Source organism: Nocardioides sp. LMS-CY (assembly GCF_018732145.1).
Taxonomy (GTDB): Bacteria; Actinomycetota; Actinomycetes; order Propionibacteriales; family Nocardioidaceae; genus Nocardioides; species Nocardioides soli.
Window position 1 is genome coordinate 5,163,087 of the sequence record NZ_CP076104.1, and the last position, 21,604, is coordinate 5,184,690.

Here is a 21,604-nt window from a genome sequence, read left to right on the forward strand (position 1 = left end):
GTGGGACTCCTCAAGTTCATCGGCTGGCTCGCCACCAACCTGGTCGCGCTCGGCGCCGCGTGCCTGATCTTCGACGGCATCGGCTTCACCGGCTCGTCGGGCTGGGACGAGATCAGCGACAACTTCTGGCCACTCGTGTTCGTCGCGCTGATCCTGGGCATCGTCAACTCGTTCGTGAGCCCGGTGATCAAGATCCTGTCGATCCCGTTCATCATCATCACGCTCGGGCTGTTCCTGCTGCTGATCAACGCGCTGATGCTGCTCTTCACCGAGTGGCTGGTCGGGCTCTTCGACATCGACTTCTACGTCGACGGGTTCTGGAACGCCGTCGGTGGCGCGATCGTGATCACCATCGTCACCTGGATCGTCGGGCTCATCTTCGGCGACGCGGCGGAGGCCTGAGCGGGAAGCATGAGCAGTCTGCCCGCGAGCCGCGAGCCCGGCCGCTACCGCGTCGAGCTGGTCTGCCTCGGCAACATCTGCCGCTCCCCGATGGCCCACGTCGTGCTCGAGCAGCGACTGGCCGACGCCGGGCTCGCAGACCTGGTGGAGGTGACCAGCTCGGGCACCGGTGACTGGCACGTCGGCAACCCGATGGACCGGCGCGCGGCCGCCACCCTGACCGCGGCGGGGTACGACGCGACCCGGCACCGGGCGCGGCAGTGGGCCGGCCCCGACGACGCCGACCTCTACCTCGCGATGGACGCCGACAACCTCGCGAACATCGGCGGACCGGGGGGCCGGATCCGGATGTTCCGCGACCTCGATCCGCTGCACCCCGGCGACGACGTACCAGACCCGTACTACGGTGGGGACGACGGCTTCGAGGAGGTGCTGGCGATGGTGGAGCTCACGGCGACCGCGCTGGTCGAGGCCCTGCGACGCGAGCGACCCTGGGACACCACCGAGCCGTGACCCGGCAACCGCTGATCGCCCGGCGTGCCGAGGAGCTCCTCGGCACGTCGGTCATCGCGACCGCCCCGGTCGCCGGCGGCGACATCGCGACCGCGACCCGCCTGCGCCTCAGCGACGGCAGCTCCGCGCTGATGAAGACGCTGCCGCACGCACCGGAGGACTTCTTCACCGACGAGGCGGAGGGCCTGCGTTGGCTCGCCGCCGCGGGCGGGGCCGCGGTGCCCGAGGTGCTGGGCGCCGACCACGAGTGCCTGATCGTCCAGTGGATCGAGCCGGGCAAGAACTCCGTCGACGCCGCCCTCGCCTTCGGCCGCGAGCTGGCCGCCACCCACGCCGCCGGGGCGGAGCGCTTCGGCGCGGACCACGACGGCTACATCGGCAGGCTGCCGCTGCCCAACCGGACCGCCGACACCTGGGCCGAGTTCTACGCCGTGCGCCGCGTGCTCCCCTACCTCAAGCTCGCCCGCGACCGCGGCCACGCCGACGGGGAGCAGGCCGCCACGATCGAGGCGGTCGTCGCGCGGCTGCCCGACCTGGTCCCCGACGAGCCGCCCGCCCGGCTGCACGGCGACCTGTGGAACGGCAACGTGCTCTGGGGCGTCGACGGCCGGGCCTGGCTGATCGACCCGGCGGCGTACGGCGGCCACCGCGAGGTCGACCTGGCGATGCTGTCGCTCTTCGGGCTCCCCCACCTGCCTCGGGTGCTCGACGCCTACCAGGAGACGACCCCGCTGGCCGACGGCTGGCAGGAGCGCGCCGAGCTGCACCAGATCTTCCCGCTGCTCGTGCACGCCTGCCACTTCGGCGGCGGGTACGCCGCCCGGGCGGCCCGCGCCGCCGCGGCGTACCTCTGACCCGGCGGTTCTCAGTACCGGCTCAGGCTCGACTGGCAGAGTAGCGTCGTGAGCAGCAAGTCCGTGCCCAAGCCGCGCGTCCTCGTCGTCGACGACGACAAGGCGGTCCGCGAGTCGCTGCGCCGGTCGCTGGAGTTCAACGGGTACGACGTCGCCCTCGCCTCCGACGGCGCCGAGGCGCTGGCCGCGATCGCGGCCACCGACCCCGACGTCGTCGTCATGGACGTGATGATGCCGCGCCTCGACGGGCTCGAGGCGACCAAGGCGCTGCGCCAGGCGGGCAACGACCTGCCGATCCTCGTGCTCACCGCCCGCGACGCCGTCGGCGACCGGGTCGAGGGGCTCGACGCCGGCGCCGACGACTACCTCACCAAGCCCTTCGCCCTGCAGGAGCTGCTGGCCCGGCTGCGGGCGCTGCTGCGCCGGGTCGTCCCCCGCGACGAGCACGATGACGAGGTGCTCGCGTTCTCCGACCTCTCCATGGACATCGCCACCCGCGAGGTGACCCGCGGCGGACGCCGGATCGAGCTGACCCGCACCGAGTTCACCCTGCTCGAGATGTTCCTGCGCCGGCCGCGCCGGGTGCTGGAGCGGTCGTTCATCCTCGAGGAGGTGTGGGGCTACGACTTCCCGACGACCGCCAACTCGCTGGAGGTCTACGTCGGCTACCTGCGCCGCAAGACCGAGGCCGAGGGCGAGCCCCGGCTGATCCACACCGTGCGCGGTGTCGGCTACGTGCTGAAGGAATCGTGACCGTTCTTCCCCCGGCCGGCACCGACGGCCGCTGGCACTACCGCAGGTCGCTCGCCTCTCGGGTGACGATCCTGACCACGCTCGCCGCCGGCGCCACCGTGGCCCTGGTGGCGTTCGGCGCCTACGTCACCGTGCGGATGCAGCTCCAGGCCACCCTCGACGACTCGTTGCTGCACCGGGCCGAGAGCACCCCGACCCAGACCCTCTGCGACCGCAACTTCACGTTCCCGGCCGACTACTTCGGCGCCACCAACGTCTGGGTCGCCTGCCTCGACGGCAGCGGCAGCGGCCTGATCCGCGGCAAGGAGGCCGACCAGCCGCAGCAGCTGATCGGCGGGCCCGAGATCGCGGTCTCCCGGGGCGAGAAGAGCACGTCGGTCCGCACCGTCAGCGGCGAGGGCACCCGCTGGCGGATCGCCGCGGTGCATCGCGACGACGGCAGCACGATGGTGATCGGGCAGTCGCTGGACTCCCAGGAGACGCTGCTCGCCAAGCTCGGCACCGTGATGTTCCTCTTCGGCGGCGCCGGCGTCATCGGCGCGGGCCTGGCGGGCTGGGCCGTCGCCCGCAACGGCCTGCGCCCGGTGCGCCGGCTCACCGCGTCCGTCGAGGAGATCGCGCGCACCGAGGACCTGCGCCCGCTCCCGGTCGAAGGGGACGACGAGATCGCCCGGCTGGCCTCGGCGTTCAACCAGATGCTCGCGGCGCTGGCCGCCTCCCGCGACCGGCAGCGCCAGCTGGTCGCCGACGCCGGCCACGAGCTGCGCACGCCGCTGACGTCGCTGCGCACCAACATCGACCTGCTCACCCAGGCCGACGGCGCGAGCGGCATGGAGCTGCCCCCCGACGCCAAGGCCGAGCTGCTCGACGACGTCCGCGCCCAGATCGAGGAGCTCACCACGTTGATCGGCGACCTGGTCGAGCTGGCCCGCGACGAGCCCCTCACCCACGTCGTGGAGCCCGTCGACCTGCCCGAGGTGGTCGAGCGCGCGATCGCGCGGGTGCGGCGTCGGGCGTCGGGGCTGACCTTCGAGGTCGACCTCGCGCCGTGGTACGTCGTCGGCGAGGACCCCGGCATCGAGCGGGCGGTGACCAACCTGCTCGACAACGCCGCCAAGTGGAGCCCCGAGGGCGGCACGGTCACGGTCACGCTCGTGGACGGCACGCTCACGGTCGCCGACGAGGGGCCCGGCATCGCGGAGGCCGACCGACCCCACGTCTTCGACCGCTTCTACCGGTCTCCGGAGTCGCGCGGCATGTCGGGCTCCGGCCTGGGCCTGTCGATCGTGCGGCAGGTCGCGGAGCGGCACGCCGGCACCGCCGAGGTCGGCGTGGCCCCCGGTGGTGGCGCCCAGTTGACGATGTGGCTGCCCGGCTCGGCGAGCCCGGTCCCGGACTGGACCCCGGCCTGATGCGCGCGCTTCCGCTCGCCGCGATGACCGCGGCCACCCTCACACTTGCCCTGTCCGGCTGCTCCGGCGGATCCTCCGGTACGCCGTCCGCGGCCGAGTCCGCGGCGGCGAACGTCGCCTGGAGCCCGTGCGACGGGCTCACCGCCGAGACGGTCGGCCGACTGGTCGGCGCACCCGTGACCGAGCGCACCGGGAGCATCACCGCGCCGCAGTGCACGTTCACCCCCGAGCGCAAGGGCGGCGCGGCGTACGACGTCAACTATCAGTGGTTCGCCGGCGGGCTCGACGACGCCCTCGACACGATGGGCGCCGCGGGCGCCCAGCTCGAGCCGGTCGACATCGACGGCGCGGAGTCGGCGCGGATGGTCGTGCGGACCCAGAAGTCCGGCGTCCTGGTCACCGGCTTCGTGCAGACCGCCGGCCTCGTGCAGAACGTCAACGCGGTCCAGGTCACGCCGTACGACGAGGACGCGGTCGTCGCGGGCACGCAGGCGCTGATGGCGGAGCTGGTGCGACAGGCACCGACCTCGCGGCCGCGATAGTCCGTCACGGAATGGTCGAACCTCACACCGAACGACAGCCATTTCGTGACGGACTACCCCGACAATGAGCCGGTGACCGACACGATCTCGTTCTTCACCCGGTCCGGTGCGGCCCTGGTCCCCGAGCCGCTCGCCTGCAGCATGTGGAGCGACGACCAGATGCACGGCGTGGCCCTCAGCGGCGCGCTGGCCTGGGCGGCCGAGGGCGCGCTGGCCGAGGCGGGACGCTCCGACCTGCGGCCAGCGCGGTGGGCGGTCGACCTCTTCAAGCCGGCCCGGATGGTGCCGTGCACCCTGACGACCGAGATCGAGCGCGAGGGCCGGCGGATCTGCCTGGTCGACGTGATCCTCTCGCAGGGCGGGGAGCGGGTGGCGCGGGGCACCGCGACGTTCCTCAAGCCGTCCGAGTCCACGGACGGCGAGATCTGGGCGCCGAACGAGCGCCCGTCGCCGCCGCCGGTCGACGTGGTGCCGCCGGCGACCGAGCCGCGGGCGCCGTTCGTGCGCTCGTCGGTCGGCTGGTCGCAGAACTTCCTCGAGCACCAGAACGCCGACCGCAAGGCGACCTGGAGCACCGCGGTGCCGATCCTCCCCGACGAGCCGCTGACCGGCTTCCAGGCTGCGGCCGCCAGCGCCGACGGCACCAGCATGGTCATCAACTGGGGCACCCGCGGCGTCGAGTACATCAACACCGACATCACGATGACGCTCGCCCGCGAGCCCGAGGGCGTCGAGATCGGCCTGCTCGCGACGGACCGGGTCGAGCACGACGGCATCGCCGTCGGCAGCGCCGCCATCTTCGACCGGCGCGGACCGCTCGGCACCGTGATGGTGGCCGCCCTCGCCAATGCCCGCCGGACCGTCGACCTCGGGTCGGTCACCTACACCGACCAGGGCCACCGGACCCGCTCCGCCGGCTGACGCCCGGGCGGCCGCTGCCCGTCGCCCGGCGCTTCATCAAGGGATGGGGGCGGATCCGCGCTCCCCACGACGTGCGCACCCAGGGAAGTGCCGCCTCGTCTGCATCCCTTGATGAAGCCGCAGCTACGGGCGGGCGGCCTGCTGCTCGCGCCAGGAGCGCTCGAAGGGGAGCCGCCAGGCGTGCGGCGCGACCAGCTGATGGATCGCGTTCGGGCCCCACGAGCCGGGCGTGTAGGTGCGCACGGGCGGCGGGTTCTGCAGCAGCGGCGTCGACCGCTCCCAGAGCGTCTCGATGCCGGCCGCGGTGGTGAAGAGCGTGTGGTCGCCGCGCAGCGCGTCGTAGATGAGCCGCTCGTAGGCCTCGAGCACGGCGTACGCCGAGGAGGTCTCGTGGGTCGCGAACTGCATCGACAGCTTCTCCAGCTTCATCCCCGGCCCGGGGCGCTTGCCGTAGAACGAGAGCGACATCCGCGACTGGTCGGCGAGGTCGAAGGTGAGGTGGTCGGGCCCCTGGGTGCCGGCGTTGGAGCCGGCCGGGAACATCGCGAGCGGCGGCTCCTTGAACGCGATCGAGATGATCCGGGCGCCCTCGGCGAGCTTCTTGCCGGTGCGCAGGTAGAACGGCACCCCCGCCCAGCGCCAGTTGTCGATCTCGACCTTGAGCGCCACGAACGTCTCGGTGTCGGAGTCGTCGGCGGTGTCCCGATGCTCGCGGTACCCGGCGTACTGGCCCCGGACGACGTGGTGCGGCTCGATCGGGCGCATCGAGCGGAACACCTTGAGCTTCTCGTCGCTGATCGGGTCGGGCGCAAGCGAGGTCGGCGGCTCCATCGCCATGAACGCCAGCACCTGCATCAGGTGGGTGACGACCATGTCGCGGTAGGCGCCGGTGGTCTCGTAGAACTTGGTGCGGCCCTCGAGCCCGAGGGTCTCCGGCACGTCGATCTGCACGTGGTCGATGAAGTTGCGGTTCCAGATCGGCTCGAAGAGGCCGTTGGCGAAGCGGAACGCCAGGATGTTCTGGGCCGCCTCCTTGCCGAGGAAGTGGTCGATGCGGAAGATCTGGCTCTCGTCGAAGACCTGGTGCAGCCGGTCGTTGAGCCGGCGCGCGCTCTCGAGGTCGGTGCCGAAGGGCTTCTCCATCACGATCCGCGACTGCTTGACCAGCCCGGCCTCGTCGAGCTGGCGCACGACGTCGAGCGCCGCCTTGGGCGGGACGCTCAGGTAGTGCAGGAAGTCGACCGGCCGGCCGCCCCGGGCCAGGTCGGCCTCGGCGGCACGGACCGCCTCGGCGAGCGCGGGCGGGCCGGCGGACTGCGGCACGTAGCTGAGCAGTCCCGCGAACTCGTTCCACTCCTGGGCGGTCAGGCCGCGGTGGCTGAACTCGTCGCAGGCACCGCGCGCGATCCGGACGAACTCGGCCGTGTCGATGTCCTCGAGCGAGGTGCCGACGATCCGCGAGTCGTCGATGAGGCCGGCCTGCCAGAGGTGCATGAGGCCCGGCAGCAGCTTGCGCCGGGACAGGTCGCCGGTGGCCCCGAACAGCACGATGACGTGTCCGTTCTCCATGCCGCCACGGTAGCCGTCCGCGGCGGATCGATGCCTACGGGCGATCGAAGACCCGGAGCAGCCGCTCGGCCTTCCAGCGCGACTCCGCCCACTCCTCGTCGACGTCGGAGCGGACCGTGATGCCGCCACCGGTCCCCAGCAGGTAGCGCCCGTCGCCGGCGGTCGCCAGGCTGCGGATCACCACCCCGAGGTCGGCCCGGCCGTCGGCACCGATCCAGCCGAACGCGCCGGCGTACGGACCCCGCGGCGTCTGCTCCACCTGCTCGATCACCTGCATCGTGCGCAGCTTCGGCGCGCCCGTCATCGACCCCGCGGGGAAGAGCACCCGCAGCGCGTCGATCGTCGAGACCTCGTCGCGCAGGCGCCCGCGGACCGTGCTGACCAGCTGGTGCACGGACTCGTAGGACTCGACGTCCATCAGCGTCGGCACGGTGACCGTGCCCGGCTCGCAGACCATCGACAGGTCGTTGCGCAGCAGGTCGACGATCATCAGGTTCTCGGCGCGGAACCTCGGGTCGGTGCGCAGCCGCTCCCGCGCCTCCTCGTCCTGCGCCGCGGTCGCCCCCCGGGGCGTGGTGCCCTTGATCGGCCTGGTCTCCAGCGTCCGGTCGGTCGACACCAGCGCGTACCGCTCCGGGCTGGAGCTGAGCAGCCACGCCCGTGCCCCCGGCACGTCGTGCTGCAGGAAGCCGGCGTACGGCGCGGGGTTGAGCCCGCGCAGCCGCAGGTACGCCGACACCGGGTCGAGGTCGCTCTCGGTCGCCATCCGGTAGGTCAGGTTGACCTCGTAGGTGTTGCCGGCGTGGAGCTGCTCCTGGACCCGGGCGAAGCCGGTGCGGTAGGTGGCGGGAGTGGCGGTTTCGAGGTTCGTCGCTGGCGCTCCTCGCACCTCAACCACCCTCATCGGTGGTTGAGGTGCGAAGGCGCCCCGCGCCTGAGCCTCGAAACCACCATCCCCGTCGACCTCATGCTCGAACATTTGCACGTGGCTCGGCCGCATCCAGACGGCGTCGGGCAGCTCGCCGCCGGTCGCGGCGGGGAGGTCGGGGCGGCAGGCATAGCCGAGGTAGCCGAACCAGGAGGCGTCGGCCGGCCCGGCGGCGAGCTCCGCGGCGAGGACGTCGAACACGTCGTCGCCCACGACCTCCGAGCGGCCACCTACGTGCCGGCGGACGACCCGCGCGCCCGCGTCGTAGGTGAGGGAGACGTCGTCGTCGTCGAGCCACCCGAGGATCGAGCGGCGGCCCGACCACTCCCGGGCCCCGCCGCCGTCGAGCCAGAAGCACCGGGCGTGCGCGGCGGCGACCGCGCGGAAGTCGGGGACCGGGTCGGTCATGCGGCACCCAGGAAGTTCGCGACCAGCCGCTCGCCGTGCTCGGAGAGCACCGACTCGGGGTGGAACTGCACGCCCTCCAGAGGCAGGGTCCGGTGCCGCACCCCCATCACGACGCCGTCCTCCGACCGCGCGGTGACCTCGAGGCACGCGGGGACCTCCAGCACCGCGAGCGAGTGGTAGCGCACCGCCGCCAGCGGCGACGGCAGGCCGGCGAAGACACCCCGGCCGTCATGGGTCACCGACGCCACGTCGCCGTGCGCGGGGCGGACCCGGTCGACGGTGCCGCCGTACGTCGTGACCAGCCCCTGCATCCCCAGGCAGACGCCGAGCACGGGCCGGGTCGCGCGGCGCAGCACCTCGCGGCCGACGGAGAAGTCCGCGGGCGAGGCCGGGTGCCCCGGGCCCGGCGACAGCACGACGTGGGAGAACGCGAGCACCTCGGCGGCCGACACCTCGTCGTGCTGCACGACGGCCGGCAGCGACCCGGTGACGGCGGCGACGAGGTGGACCAGGTTCCACGTGTAGGAGTCGTGGTGGTCGACCACGACTACGTCGAGAAGGCGATTCATCAAGGACATCCGACTGGGTTTCGAGACGCGTCGCGGTCCCGCGCAAGCGCGGCCCCGCCGACGCTCCTCAACCTCCCTCCGGCAACGCGGGCCGCTCGCAAGCGAGCGCCCCGCGGCCGGAGTGACGGAGGGCCCGATGAAGCTGGGGGGCAGTCTTCACCGGGCCCACGAACGGCTCCGCCGTGGTTGCACAGCCTAGCCTCGGGCCGACGCGTTGTGGTCGGGATCCACGAGAAGGCTGGCCACCAGTTCGTGGAGCACCTCGAAACCGTGCTCGGTGAGGATGGACTCCGCGTGGAACTGGATGCCGCGGTAGTGCGGGCCCCGGACCAGGTGGATGTCACCGGTCTGGACGTCCGCCTCGACCTCGACCCCGTCGGGCGCCCCGGAAGCACCGAGGCGGCCGACGAAGGTGTTGTAGAAGCCGACACGCTCCGTCCGCCCGCCGATCGACACCGGCGACTGGGTGCCCTGGAAGACGATGTCCTTGTAGGCCAGCGGGATCCCGAGGTGGTGGCACAGTGCCTGGTGCCCCAGGCACACCGCGAGGAACGGCCGCTCGGCGGCCATCAGCTCGGCGACGGCCGCGCGCAGATTGGCCATCTTCGGGTCGTCGCCGTCGCGCGGGTCGCCCGGGCCGGGTCCGATGATCGCGAGGTCGAAGCCGTCGAGGCACCCGGGCGTGTAGTCCTCGTGCCGCACGACCTCGCTGGTCATGCCGACGACGCCGAGCACGTGGCGCAGCATGTTCACGAAGTCGTCCTCGCCGTCGAGGATCACCACCGACCTGCCCGCTAGCCGCGGGTCCGGCGCGGCGCCGCCCTGGTCGGTGAGCCAGAACGTCGAGAGCCGCCGGTTGCGCGCGTTCAGCGCGAGCAGCACGTCCTCGTCGTTGACGAGCTCCGCGACGTTCACGCTCGGCGTCGGTGCGGGCGGCACCAGCCCGAAGGCGCTGAGGATGCCGCCGGCCTTGGCGTGCGTCTCCGCGACCTCGTACGCCGGGTCGGAGTCGCGCACCAGCGTCGCCCCGGCGGTGACCGTCAGCCGGCCGTCGAGCCCGACGTCGGCGGTGCGGATCACGATCGGGCTGTCGACGACGGGACCACCCTCGTCGTCGCGGCCGAGGATCGCGAGCGCCGCGCCGTAGTAGCCGCGGCCCTCCGACTCGTACTGCTTGATCAGGCGACAGGCGTTCTCGACCGGCGAGCCCGTGACGGTGGCGGCGTACATCGTGTCGCGCAGCACCTCGCGCGGGTCGCGGCTGGTGCGGCCGGCGAGGAGGTACTCGGTGTGGATCAGGCGGCTCATCGGCTTGAGGAACGGGCCGAGCACCTGGCCGCCCTCGTTGCAGATGTCGCACATCATCTTGAGCTCCTCGTCGACGACCATGAAGAGCTCGAAGATCTCCTTCTCGTCGTGGAGGAAGTCGAGGAGCTGGCCCTTGAGCCCGGCGCCGCGGACGTCGCCCTCGCGCGGGATCCGGAACGTGCCGCTGATCGGGTTCATCCGCACGTCGCCGCCGTGGATGGAGACGTGCCGCTCCGGGCTCGCGCCGATCAGGTAGCGGTCGCCGGTGAAGAAGACGTAGGTCCAGTACGACCCGCGCTCGCGCTCGAGCAGCCGGCGGAACACCGTGAGCGCCCGGTCGGCGCCCCAGTCGGCGACGGTCGCGCGGTAGTGGCGCCCGATGACGAGGTTGGCGCCCTCGCCCTGGCCGATCTCGTCGGTGATGATCGACGAGACCAGCTTGGCGTAGTCGTCGTCGTCGGTCTCGAAGCCGCCCCGGTCGGCGAACTCCACCCCCGTGTCGTCGATCGCGTCGATCACCTCGGCGACGGTGAACTCCAGCTCGGACTCGACGTCGACGACCACGAGCGGCGTGCCGTCGTCGTGGGCCTCGAAGCCGCGCTCGGCGACCTGCCGGAAGGGGATCGCGACCAGGCGGTCGGCGATGTGTCCGTCGTCCGGCACCCCCTCGGCCAGGGGTACGTCGAGGATCGACTCGACCACGCTGCGGCGGCCGCCGACCACACCGACGGTGTCGCGGTCACCGGCCCGCGTGGAGCGCCGGATGATCGCCCAGGCCTCGTGCTCCTGGACGGCCGCGATGGCTTCCCGGGCAGAGGTCGTGGCGTTCATGCCGGAACTCTACGGCGGCGCGGAGACACGGCCGACCGAGGCCCGAGCCTCGGAACCGCCCTCGCTCACCCCAGGGTGGTCAGCAGCTGGGTCGCCCGGGTGAGCACGACGTACAGCGTCGCCCGCCCGGTGGCGGACTCGTCCTCGATCTCCTGGGGGCGGACCACGACGATGCCGTCGAACTCCAGGCCCTTCGTGTCCAGGCCGGTGAGCACGACGATCCGGTCGTCGCCCGAGGGCGTGACCGCGGAGTCGATGGCGGCGCGGGCGCCGGACGCGTCGGCGGCGACCTCCGGCCACGACGCCAGCCAGGCGTTGACCTCGGAGCGGCGGGCGACGGGGACGACGATGCCGACGGTGCCCTCGACGCGGGCGGCGATGTCGGTGACGGCCGCGCGGGCGGCCGCCTCGAGGTCGCCCTCGGGGACGCCGGTGCGCACCTCGGGCTCGACGCCGGTGGAACGGACGGCGGTGGGGAGGTCGGCGTCGAGGCCGACCCGCTCGGCGTACGCCGCGGCGTGGGCGTAGATCTCGGCGGAGTTGCGGTAGTTCGTGGAGAGGTGGAACTCGTGGCGCTCCTTGCCCTCGAGGGCGGCGGCCCGCGCGGCCTCGGCCTCGGCGGGCACCGGCCACGAGGACTGGGCCGGGTCGCCGACGATCGTCCACGACGCCGTGCGCCCGCGCCGGCCGACCATCCGCCACTGCATCGGGGTGAGGTCCTGGGCCTCGTCGACGAGCACGTGCGCGTAGGGGTCGTCCTCGATCTTGTGCGTTGGCGGCGCCCAGGCCCGGCCCGACGGCGCGAACTCGCGGTCGGCCGCGGTGAAGAGCTCCTGGACGTCGATGCCGCCCTCGAGCAGGCCGGTGTCGTCGAGGGTGCCCTCGTCGTCGGTGCGGGCGGGGACGTCGCCGATGGCGTAGCGGAGCTCGTCGAGCAGCGGGATGTCCTCGACGGAGAAGCCGGTGGCGTCGGCCCACGACTTCGAGAGCAGCCGCTGCTCCTCCGGACCGACGACGCCGTCGCCCACCCGGGCCAGGAACTCCGGCTCGCGCAGCCACCCGAAGACCTGGCTCGCGTCGAGCGGCGGCCACCAGGCCGCCACGAAGTCGACGAACGAGTGGTCGGAGAGCAGGTCGTCGTCGAAGGCCTCGCGGCCGCGCTCCCGGCCGCGCTCGCCGCGCACCTGGCGCCACATCGCGTCGAGCAGCGCACCGGCCACCCGCGGCAGCTGGCGGTTGCGGTGGCCCTGGGACATCAGGTTGCGCCGGATCGCGCCGAGCTGGCCGCGGTCGAGCACGATCGTGTCGTCACGCCAGAAGATCCGGAACTCCCGCGGGCTGCCGGGCGCCTGCTGCCGGGCCGTGCGCCGCATCAGCTCGGCCATCACGGCCGCGCCCTTGACGTCGGCGACCGCCGGCTCGTCGTGCCGGGTCGCCCGGACGCCGTCGACGACCTCGCCCAGCGAGCGCAGCGCGACCGCCGTCTCGCCGAGGCTGGGCAGCACCCGCTCGATGTAGCGCATGAACACGCCGCTCGGCCCGACGACCAGCACGCCGCCGGTCTCGTAGCGGCGCCGGTCGCTGTAGAGGAGGTACGCCGCGCGGTGCAGCGCGACCACGGTCTTGCCGGTGCCGGGGCCCCCGGAGATCGAGACGACGCCGCGGCCGGGCGCCCGGATCGCCCGGTCCTGCTCGGCCTGGATGGTCGCGACGATCGAGTGCATGGAGCGGTCGCGGGCCCGCGAGAGCTGGGCCATCAGCGCGCCCTCGCCGACGATCGGGAGGTCGGTCTCGACCTCGGCGTCGAGCAGCTCGTCCTCGACGCCCACGACCGTGCGGCCGGCGGCGCGCAGCACGCGGCGGCGTACGACGCGCTGCGGCTCGGCCGCGGTGGCCTGGTAGAACACCGCTGCGGCCGGGGCGCGCCAGTCGATCAGCAGCGAGTCGCGGTTGTCGTCGCGCAGGCCGATGCGGCCGATGTAGCGCGGCTCCGGGTCGAGGTCGGGCAGCATGTCGAGGCGGCCGAAGACCAGGCCCTCGTGGGCGGCGTCGAGCTGGGCGATCCGGCGCGCGGCCTGGAACACCATCGCGTCGCGCTCGACGAGCCCGCCCTCGTGACCGAGCCGGCCCCGGCTGTGGCCCTCGCGGGCGAGCTCCTGCGCGGCCCGGGCCGACACCTCCAGCTGTCGATAGACCCGGTCCACGAACCCCTGCTCGGTCGCGATCTCCCTCTCGACCAGCTCTTCCGACACGCCTGTCCCCTCTTGCAGCGAGTCGACTAGCCTACCCGGCCGGCTACCGCTTGCGGGACAGGAACGCCGTCATCGCGGCACGCGCCTCGTCGGAGGCGAACAGACGGGCGGACAGCTCGGCCATCTCCTCGCCGTGTGCGTCGATCCGGGCGAGCAGGTCGCGGTTGAGGATGCGCTTGGACTCGCGCAGGCCCTGGGCCGCCCCGGTCGCGAGCGACGCGCAGACCCTCCCCACCTCCTCGTCGAGCCGGTCGGAGGGCACGGCCGTCGTGACCAGGCCGTACGCCGCGGCCTCGGCGCCGGTGAAGACCTCGCCGCCGAGCGTCGTCAGGGACGCCGCGCGGGGGTTCATCCGGGCGTGCACGGTGAGCGAGATGATCGCCGCGGCCAGGCCGAGCTTGACCTCGGTGAGCGCGAACGTCGCGTCCTCGCTCGCGACCACGATGTCGGAGGCGGCCACGATGCCGATGCCGCCGGCCCGCACGGGTCCGGCCAGCCGGGTCACGACCGGCTTGTCCATGCTCACGATCAGGCGCTGCAGCGCGACGATCCTGCGGGCGCCCTCGTCCATGCCGCCGTCGGCGGCCTCGGAGAGGTCGGCGCCGGAGCAGAACACCCGGCCGGCCGAGGTGATCAGCACGACCGTCGCCTCGGCGTCCGACTCGGCCCGCTCCAGGCACTCGAACAGCTCGGAGACCAGCCGGCGGGAGAGCGCGTTGCGGTTGTGCTCGGAGTCGAGGGTGATGGTGGCGACCGCGTCGGCCACCCGGTAGTGCACGAGCTCGGGCATGCGGCTCATCCTGCCGCATGCCCGAGCTCGGGGCCGGGCTCAGCGGTGGAGCCGCACCGTGAAGCTCTCGCCACCGACGCGCAGGGCGGCGCGGCGTACCTTCGCACCCTTCAGCGCGACCTTCCCGAGGCGGGTCTTGGCCAGCCGCAGCTTGGTCTGCGAGCCCGCCTCGACGGAGTACGACGCCTTGGCCAGCACCGCACCCTTCCGCACGACGGTGCCGCGGACCTTCACCCGCTTCGCGGCCACCAGCGTGGCCCGGCCGGTGCAGGCGGTGGTGCCCGCGCAGCCGACGGTCGCGGTCACGGCAGCGCGCGCCACCAGTGCCCTCGGCACCACCGGGGTCAGGCCGGGGATCACCGTGGGCGGCACCGACGGGCCGCTCGGCCCGGCCGGCGTCGACGGCGCCGGCGGGGTGCTCGCCGGCGAGGTGTCCACCTGGAAGGTCACGCTCGAGGCGTTGTCCGTCGTGGAGGTCTCCGTCGTGCTCGTCGACACCGTCGCGGTGTTGACCACCGTGCCGTCCGCGTCGGCGCCACGCTCGGTGCGGTTGGCCAGGCAGAGCAGGTAGAGACGGGCGTCGAGCGGCTCGGCGGTCGGGTTGTAGAGCTTGAACACCCGGACGATCGGCCGCGGGTCGTTGCCGAGGACGACCAGGCCCGGGTCCACGTCGTACCCCGCCACGATGCCCTTGGCGTCGGCCGCGCAGCTCAGCGTGACCTCGGCGACCTCGCCCGGCTGGACCGTGGCCGTCTGCCGGACCTCGTCGAGCGCGAGCCGGTGCTGGTGCCCGTGGGCGGAGCCGACCAGGACGTCGAGACAGCGGAGCGTGAACGTGCCCGCCGAGGCCCCGCCCGGGTTGTCGACGGCGAAGGTCCAGCCGTGCTCGCCGTCGGGGTACGTCGTCACGACGGGCGCCGCGTCGTCGAGCGCGTAGCCCGGCTGGATCGGCACCTGGCCGGAGACGCAGCCCATCGCGATGGTGGTGCGGCCGGTCGGCAGGCTCCGGGTCTCGGACTGCTGGCCGTCGATCACCAGCGAGTGCCGGTGTCCGGAGACGACCTCGCTGTCACGCGCGACGCAGACCGCGAAGACCTTCGCCTGCGCGCGACCGGTCGCCTCGCTGAGGAACCGCGCGGTCCAGCCGTCGTCGCCGACCGCGTGGTTCTCGGTCATCGCGACGTCGGCGAGCGTGCCGGTGCCCTGGTCGACGTGGTCGACGCGGCCCGAGCCGTCGGTCACGACGTACCCGCTCGGGCAGGTGACCGTGCCGGTCGCCTGGGCGCCGGGCTCGACGTCCACCTGCACCTCGGTCTTCTGCACGTCGAAGAGGTGCTGGTGGTCGGCCCCCGAGGTCGGCAGCGGCGCGACCTTCACCCGGACGTCGACCGACCGGGTCTGGCCGGCGGGCACGGTGCCCAGCTCACAGCGGACCGTCACCCCCGAGGTCGTGCACGGCGCGTCGGCGGAGACCAGCGTGACGCCGGCCGGCAGCACGTCCACGACGACCACGTCGCGAGCCGCGGCGGCACCGGTGTTGGTGACGGCGAGCGTGTAGGTCACGACGTCGCCCTCGCGCGGCGCGGCGTCGTCGACGGTCTTGGTGACCTTCACGTTGGTGACCGTCGGCTGCACCGGCGTCGTGGTGGAGTCGGTGTCCTGCACGGTGCCGCCGCTGGGCGCCGTCCCGGTCGCGGTGGCGGTGTTGTCCACACGGCCGAGGCCCTGGTCGGCCGCGGTGATGGTGTAGGTCACCGGGGTGCAGTCGAACGACTCGCCCGGGTCGAGGGCACCGCTCGGGCAGGTGACCGGGCCGACCTTCGGGTCGGAGACCGTCACCGGGTCGAGTCTCACGTTGCCGGTGTTGGTGACGCGGAACGAGTACTCGATCGTGTCACCCTCGTCGGGCCCGTTGCCGTCGAGGTCGTGGACGGCGCTCGCCGTCTTCACCAGCTGGATGGCGCCGGTGGCCGGCAGCGGCACGGTGCGCGAGTCGTCGTCCTCGACGGTCTCGCCCGACGGCGTCGTACCGGTCGCGGTCGCGGTGTTGTCCACCGAGCCGTGGTCGATGTCGTCCTGGGTCAGCGAGTAGGTGCGCGGCTCGCACTCCAGCGACTCGCCGGGAGCCAGCGACGTCGCCGGGCAGGTGACCGGGCCGACCTTGGGGTCGGTGACGCCGATCAGGCTCAGCGTCACGGTGCCGGTGTTGGTGACCGTGAAGTGGTAGGTCACCGTGTCGCCGTCGTCGAGGCCGTTGCCGTTGACGTCGTTGACCGCGCCCGCGGTCTTGAGCAGCTCGAGCGCCGCGTGCGGCGGCACCGGCGTGTGCGTCGAGTCGCGGTCGGTGACCTTCGGGCCGTACGGCGGGGTGCCGGTCGCCGTGGCGGTGTTGTCGACCTTGCCGGCGTCGACGTCGGCCTGGGTCAGCGCGTACGCCGCGGCCGTGCACGTCGTCGACGCGCCCGGCGCCAGCGTGGTGACCGGGCAGCTGACCGGTCCGGCCTTGGGGTCGCTCACGCCGACCGTCGACAGGGTCACCGTGCCCGTGTTGGTCACGACGAACGTGTAGTCGATCGTGTCGCCCCGGTCGGGGCCGTTGCCGTCACCGTCGACGATCGCGCCGGCGATCTTGTCCAGCGTGATCGCCGGAGTGCCGGTGACCGGGGTGGTGGTGGAGTCGGTGTCGGTGACCGACGGGCCGGAGGGCGGGGTGCCGGTCGCGGTGGCGGTGTTGTCGACCTTGCCGGCGTTCACGTCGGCCTGGGTCAGCTCGTAGGTCTGCGAGGTGCAGGTCCGCGACGCACCCGGCGCCAGCGCCCCGGTGCCGCAGGCGATCGCACCGCCGAGCATCGGGTCGGCCAGCATCGGGTCAACCAGCGTCACCGGGTCGAGCGTGACGGTGCCCGTGTTGGTGACCTCGAAGCCGAACGTGATCGTGTCTCCCGCATCGGGACCGTTGCCGTCACCGTCGACGATCGTGCTCGCGGTCTTGTCGAGGGCGATCTCCGGGGCACCGGCCAGCGTCGTGGTGGTGGAGTCGGTGTCGGTGACCACCGGACCGGAGGGCGGGGTGCCGGTCGCGGTGGCGGTGTTCGCGACCTTGCCGGCGTTCACGTCGGCCTGGGTCAGCTCGTAGGTCTGCGAGGTGCAGGTCCGCGACGCACCCGGCGCCAGCGCCCCGGTGCCGCAGGCGATCGCACCGCCGAGCATCGGGTCGGCCAGCATCGGGTCAACCAGCGTCACCGGGTCGAGGGTCACGTTGCCGGTGTTCGTCACGGTGAAGCCGTAGGTGATGGTGTCGCCGGCATCGGGTCCGTTGTCGTCGGCGTCGACCACCGGTCCGGCCGTCTTGTCCAGCTCGATGGCGGGCCGCGGCGTCACCGGCACGGTCACCGAGTCGGTGTCGGTGACGCGCACGCCGTTCGAGCCGATGCCCGTGGCGGTCGCGGTGTTGTCGACGCGCCCGGCGTCGACCTCGGACTGCGACACGGCGTACGTCTTCGGCGTGCAGGTGATCGACGCGCCGACCGCGAGCGGCCCGGACGGGCAGGTGATCGCGCCGAGCTTCGGGTCCGCGACGGTCACCGGGTCGAGCACGATGTTGCCGGTGTTGGTGACCTTGAAGCCGTAGGTGACGGTGTCGCCGGCGTCCGGGCCGTTGCCGTCGGTGTCGACCAGCGCGCCCGCGGTCTTGTCGAGCTCGATCGCCGGCAGGCGCGGGAGGTCGGTGAACGTGCAGGTGATCGTGCTGCCCGCCGAGGCCGGCACGGTGAACGTGCCGGAGTTGCCGGCGCCGCTGGCGATCGTGGTGCCGCTGACGCCCGACACGCACTTCCAGGTCGTCGTGTAGTCGTTGAGGTCGGTGCCACCGGCCGCGGTCTGGGTGATCGTGTAGGTCTTGCCGGGCACCACGACGACGGGGCCGGCGACCTCGGCGGGGTTGCCCTGCAGGCCGGAGTCGCTGCCGGTGGTGGTGCCGGTGTTGCCGCTCGACACCCCGTTGCCGGTGATCGTCACGGTGAACTGGTCGCCGGAGCCGTGCCGGCCCGACGGCAGGTTGACGTTGGCGTTCGCGGTGCTCGGGCTCGAGCAGGACGCCATGTCGGAGAGCTGGCGGTTGGTGTCCTTCGTCGAGATCAGCACGCCGCTCGACGGGTTGACCCGCAGCACCTTGCCCGAGCCGGTGCCGATCACCAGGTCACCGGAGCCGTCGAATGCCATCGACGCGTACTGACCCGAGTTGCCCGGGAGCGTGGCGAGCTTGGTAGCGGCGAGGGTCGTGCTGCCCGCGGTGGTCGGGAGCGGGCCGTTGACCCGGGCCAGCGTGCCGGCGGCGGTGTTGCTCGCGTTGCTGACGACGTACAGGTTGCCGACGGCGTCGAAGGCCATGTCGCCGTTCACGGACAGGTCGGAGATCGTGCCGACCCGGCCGATCGAGGTGTTCGTGCCGGTGTTGAAGGCGTAGAGCCTCCACGGGTCGCCACCGGCCGCGTAGTAGTAGATCCCCGTGGCCGGGTTGATCGCGCCCGCGATCACGCTGCTGGCGTTGTCGTTCGACGGCTGGTGGTAGGAGTCGGTGTCGCCGGTGGCGGCGTCGAAGCGCAGCACCTGGTTGTCGGAGCGGTTGAACGCGTAGGCGTACCGACCGCCGCCGCCGGGCAGCGCGAGTGCGTTCACGGCGTCGCCGGAGCCGGCGTCGAACGACCCGTTCGACGATGCTGCGCCGGTCGACGGCGTGATCTTGCTGATCGCGTGGGAGCCCTGGTCGATGCTGTAGACGGTGTCGCTGGCGCAGACGAAGCTCGCCGTACCACCGCCACCACCACCGCCGCCGGTGGCCACCGCGGGCGCGGTCGGCAGGAGCGCGAACAGGCCCGCGGTCAACCCGAGGGCCACCGCGGCGGTACCGCCTCGGCGTGCTCGAGATGGTCGTGCGGCCCGCATTCGTGCGCGCGACAGTGACATGTGCCAGCCCCCCAGCTGTGTGCGCCGCCCGTGACCCGGGCAGTGTTCAACCAGCGACCGTAGGGTTCACCCACGCGGGTGGGCGGCGGCTTGAGGAAATCTTGCATGCGGTGTGCGCCAGGTCTCTCGGGTCCGGCCGCGGCCATCCAACGGCCGGGCCGCACCGAACCTCCTCCATGGGGAACCGACCGCTGTACTCCGGGTTCGGCGTCCTGGCCGTGCTCGTCGGCGTCGCCGCCGGACACCTGGTCGCGGCGCTCACCGCACCCGCGTCGTCGCCCGTGCTCGTGGTCGGATCGACGGTCATCGACCTGACGCCGACGCCCCTGCAGGAGTGGGCGATCAAGCACTTCGGCGTCCACGACAAGACCGTGCTCGTGGGCTCGGTCATGGTCGGGGTCGTCGTGCTCGCGGCGGTCGGCGGCCTCCTCTCCCGGCGCCGGCTCGGGTACGGCACGGGCCTGCTGGTCGGGCTGGTGGCGATTCCCGTCGGCGCCGCGCTCGGCCGCCCCGGCTCCCCGGTCTCGGACGTGCTGCCCAGCGTGGTCGCCGGCGTCGTCGGCGTCGGGTCGCTGTGGTGGCTGTGGTGGCTGCCCTCGACCCGCGTCCGTGTGCGGTCCGGCGGCACCGGTCCGAGCCGGCGCGGCCTCCTGGTCGCGGCCGGTTCGCTCGCCGCCGCCGGCGTGGTGATGGGCGGCGCGGGGCGCTGGATCACGTCGTACCGCACCCGAACGACGTCGGTGGACCTGCCGGCGACGACCGACCCGGCGCCGCCGTTCCCGAGGACGCTGGACGACCGGGTCCCGGGCATCACCCCGCTCCGCACGCCGACCGGCGACTTCTACCGCGTCGACACCCGTCTCTCGCTGCCGATCGTCGACGCCGGCGACTGGACGCTCACCATCGACGGCGACGTCGCCCGGGAGGTCAGCTTCACCTTCGACGACCTGCTGGCGATGCCGCTGATCGAGCGCGACATCACGCTGACCTGCGTCTCGAACGAGGTCGGCGGGCGGTACGTCGGCGGCGCGCGCTGGCTCGGCGTACGGCTCACCGACCTGCTGGAGCGGGCCGGCATCGGCGACACGTCGGCGGACCAGATCCTGTCGACCGACGTCGACGGCATGACGATCAGCACCCCGCTGTCGGTGGCGACCGACGGCCGCGACGCGATGATCGCGGTCGGCATGAACGGCAGGTCGTTGCCTCGCGAGCACGGCTTCCCGGCCCGGATGGTGGTGCCCGGCCTCTACGGGTTCGTCGGTGCGTGCAAGTGGATCACCCGGATGACACTGACGACGTACGCCGAGCAGGACGCCTACTGGACCGACCGCGACTGGGCGACCGATGCCCCGATCAAGCTCTCGAGCCGCGTGGACACCCCGAAGCCGCTCTCGACCGTCGGCCCCGGCCGGACCGTCATCGGCGGCATCGCCTGGGCGCAGCACCAGGGCGGCGTCGAGCGGGTGGAGGTGCGTGTCGACGGCGGCGACTGGCAGCGGGCCCGGCTGGGCCCCTCGCTCGGCGCCGACTACTGGCGGCAGTGGTACCTGCCCTGGACCGCCGAGACCGGCCGGCACACGATCGCCTGCCGCGCGATCGCCGGCGACGGCACCGTGCAGACCGCCGACCGCGCCACGCCCTTCCCCGACGGCTCCAGCGGCATCCAGGAGATCGTGGTCAACGTCGGGTAGGCGCGCGATCGTCGGTGGTGGTTTCGAGGCTCGGGCCTGGCGGCCCTCGCACCTCAACCACCGACACGGTGATTGAGGCGCGAGCGGAGCGAGCCTCGAAACCACCACCAGGCCGCCGGGAAGCGGACCAATCCGTTTCGGAGGGGGCGCCGAATGCCTTCCCGACCAGACCGCAACGGGAAGGCACCCGATCATGAACCGCTCCCTCCGACGCACCTCCGGCATCGCCGTGCTGGCGCTGACCACCGGCCTCGGGCTGGCCGCCTGCAGCAGCGACGACTCCGGGGACGACACCGCCTCCGACAGCTCGAGCTCAATGAGGGAGAGCCCGTCCGGCGACATGAGCCAGTCGCCCTCGGACGACATGAGCTCCGGGGACGCCATGGACGCCGGCGCCCAGACCTTCGGTGCCGGCTGCTCCTCGATCCCCAGCGACGGCGCGGGCTCCTTCGACGGCATGGCCACCGAGCCCGTCGCGACCGCCGCGAGCGGCAACCCGCTGCTCACGACGCTCGTGGCGGCCGTCGACAAGGCCGGCCTCGTCGACACGCTCAACTCGGCCGACGGCGTCACGGTGTTCGCACCCACCGACGACGCGTTCGCGAAGATCCCGAAGAAGGACCTGAACGCCGTCATGTCCGACAAGGCGACGCTCACCGAGATCCTGACCTACCACGTCGTCCCGGGCCAGCTCACCCCCGACCAGCTCGCCGGATCGCACCAGACGCTCGAGGGCGAGAAGGTCGTGGTCGAGGGCTCGGGCGAGGACTTCACCGTCGGCGCCGACTCGGCGAAGGTCCTCTGTGGCAACGTCCCGACCGCCAACGCCACCGTCTACGTCATCGACTCGGTCCTGATGCCGGGTTCGATGGGCTGACGAGGGGGCACTGACC

16 protein-coding genes are annotated in these 21,604 nt (G+C 72.6%); 9 read left to right on the top strand and 7 right to left on the bottom strand.

The window, feature by feature from the left end; translation table 11 throughout:
• The 7 genes from KM427_RS24345 (at position 1) to KM427_RS24375 (ending at position 5,397) form a co-directional block, all read left to right on the top strand.
• A complete protein-coding gene (locus tag KM427_RS24345) occupies positions 1-402 on the top strand; it encodes a phage holin family protein (protein ID WP_183595108.1) in 402 nt (133 codons plus the stop codon).
• 9 nt (positions 403-411) lie between these two features.
• On the top strand, positions 412-915 hold the full coding sequence (locus KM427_RS24350; protein ID WP_183595107.1) for a low molecular weight protein-tyrosine-phosphatase: 504 nt from the start codon (positions 412-414) through the stop codon (positions 913-915).
• Entirely contained in the window at positions 912-1,769 is an 858-nt protein-coding gene (locus KM427_RS24355) for a fructosamine kinase family protein (protein WP_215525633.1), read from the top strand. The genes KM427_RS24350 and KM427_RS24355 overlap by 4 nt, the downstream gene beginning before the upstream one ends.
• Positions 1,770-1,817: 48 nt before the next feature.
• On the top strand, positions 1,818-2,522 hold the full coding sequence (locus KM427_RS24360) for a response regulator transcription factor (RefSeq protein ID WP_183595105.1): 705 nt from the start codon (positions 1,818-1,820) through the stop codon (positions 2,520-2,522).
• Positions 2,519-3,934 (top strand): HAMP domain-containing sensor histidine kinase, encoded by a 1,416-nt coding sequence (locus KM427_RS24365; protein ID WP_215525634.1) that lies wholly within the window; start codon positions 2,519-2,521, stop codon positions 3,932-3,934. The genes KM427_RS24360 and KM427_RS24365 overlap by 4 nt, the downstream gene beginning before the upstream one ends.
• Positions 3,934-4,476, top strand: a complete 543-nt coding sequence (locus KM427_RS24370) for a DUF3558 family protein (RefSeq protein ID WP_215525635.1) — start codon at positions 3,934-3,936, stop codon at positions 4,474-4,476. Before KM427_RS24365 ends, KM427_RS24370 begins: the two co-directional genes overlap by 1 nt.
• Before the next feature lie 72 nt (positions 4,477-4,548).
• Entirely contained in the window at positions 4,549-5,397 is an 849-nt protein-coding gene (locus tag KM427_RS24375; RefSeq protein ID WP_252274851.1) for an acyl-CoA thioesterase domain-containing protein, read from the top strand.
• Between the two features lie 123 nt (positions 5,398-5,520).
• Here KM427_RS24375 and zwf read toward each other — a convergent pair whose 3' ends face one another.
• The 7 genes from zwf to KM427_RS24410 form a co-directional block, all read right to left on the bottom strand.
• A complete protein-coding gene (zwf, locus tag KM427_RS24380; RefSeq protein WP_215525637.1) occupies positions 5,521-6,966 on the bottom strand; it encodes a glucose-6-phosphate dehydrogenase in 1,446 nt (481 codons plus the stop codon).
• Positions 6,967-7,000: 34 nt separating this feature from the next.
• Positions 7,001-8,302, bottom strand: coding sequence for an anthranilate synthase component I family protein (locus tag KM427_RS24385; RefSeq protein ID WP_215525638.1), 1,302 nt, complete (start codon positions 8,300-8,302; stop codon positions 7,001-7,003).
• Complete coding sequence (locus tag KM427_RS24390; RefSeq protein WP_215525639.1) at positions 8,299-8,871, bottom strand: anthranilate synthase component II; 573 nt, start codon at positions 8,869-8,871, stop codon at positions 8,299-8,301. The genes KM427_RS24385 and KM427_RS24390 overlap by 4 nt, the downstream gene beginning before the upstream one ends.
• 195 nt (positions 8,872-9,066) lie before the next feature.
• Positions 9,067-11,010, bottom strand: coding sequence for an anthranilate synthase family protein (locus KM427_RS24395; RefSeq protein ID WP_215525640.1), 1,944 nt, complete (start codon positions 11,008-11,010; stop codon positions 9,067-9,069).
• Between the two features lie 65 nt (positions 11,011-11,075).
• Positions 11,076-13,262 carry a HelD family protein gene (locus KM427_RS24400; protein ID WP_215525641.1) on the bottom strand — a complete coding sequence of 729 codons (2,187 nt, stop codon included), beginning with the start codon at positions 13,260-13,262 and terminating at the stop codon, positions 11,076-11,078.
• A gap of 43 nt (positions 13,263-13,305) precedes the next feature.
• Complete coding sequence (locus tag KM427_RS24405) at positions 13,306-14,052, bottom strand: enoyl-CoA hydratase-related protein (protein WP_353846978.1); 747 nt, start codon at positions 14,050-14,052, stop codon at positions 13,306-13,308.
• Between the two features lie 39 nt (positions 14,053-14,091).
• A complete protein-coding gene (locus KM427_RS24410) occupies positions 14,092-18,948 on the bottom strand; it encodes a CLIPPER-2 domain-containing protein (protein ID WP_215525643.1) in 4,857 nt (1,618 codons plus the stop codon).
• Between the two features lie 245 nt (positions 18,949-19,193).
• Between KM427_RS24410 and KM427_RS24415 the strand changes: the two genes are divergently transcribed.
• Positions 19,194-20,711, top strand: coding sequence for a molybdopterin-dependent oxidoreductase (locus tag KM427_RS24415; RefSeq protein WP_215525644.1), 1,518 nt, complete (start codon positions 19,194-19,196; stop codon positions 20,709-20,711).
• A 193-nt stretch (positions 20,712-20,904) separates the two neighbouring features.
• Positions 20,905-21,588 carry a fasciclin domain-containing protein gene (locus tag KM427_RS24420; protein WP_215525645.1) on the top strand — a complete coding sequence of 228 codons (684 nt, stop codon included), beginning with the start codon at positions 20,905-20,907 and terminating at the stop codon, positions 21,586-21,588.
• Positions 21,589-21,604: the final 16 nt, after the last annotated feature.

Bases quoted from the DNA above. Each gene is read 5' to 3' on its own strand.
- KM427_RS24350 (WP_183595107.1), top strand. From the start codon at position 412: ATGAGCAGTCTGCCCGCGAGCCGCGAGCCCGGCCGCTACCGCGTCGAG.
- KM427_RS24370 (WP_215525635.1), top strand. From the start codon at position 3,934: ATGCGCGCGCTTCCGCTCGCCGCGATGACCGCGGCCACCCTCACACTT.
- zwf (WP_215525637.1), bottom strand. From the start codon at position 6,966: ATGGAGAACGGACACGTCATCGTGCTGTTCGGGGCCACCGGCGACCTG.
- KM427_RS24385 (WP_215525638.1), bottom strand. From the start codon at position 8,302: ATGACCGACCCGGTCCCCGACTTCCGCGCGGTCGCCGCCGCGCACGCC.
- KM427_RS24390 (WP_215525639.1), bottom strand. From the start codon at position 8,871: ATGAATCGCCTTCTCGACGTAGTCGTGGTCGACCACCACGACTCCTAC.
- KM427_RS24395 (WP_215525640.1), bottom strand. From the start codon at position 11,010: ATGAACGCCACGACCTCTGCCCGGGAAGCCATCGCGGCCGTCCAGGAG.
- KM427_RS24405 (WP_353846978.1), bottom strand. From the start codon at position 14,052: ATGCCCGAGCTCGTGCACTACCGGGTGGCCGACGCGGTCGCCACCATC.
- KM427_RS24415 (WP_215525644.1), top strand. From the start codon at position 19,194: ATGGGGAACCGACCGCTGTACTCCGGGTTCGGCGTCCTGGCCGTGCTC.
- KM427_RS24420 (WP_215525645.1), top strand. From the start codon at position 20,905: ATGAACCGCTCCCTCCGACGCACCTCCGGCATCGCCGTGCTGGCGCTG.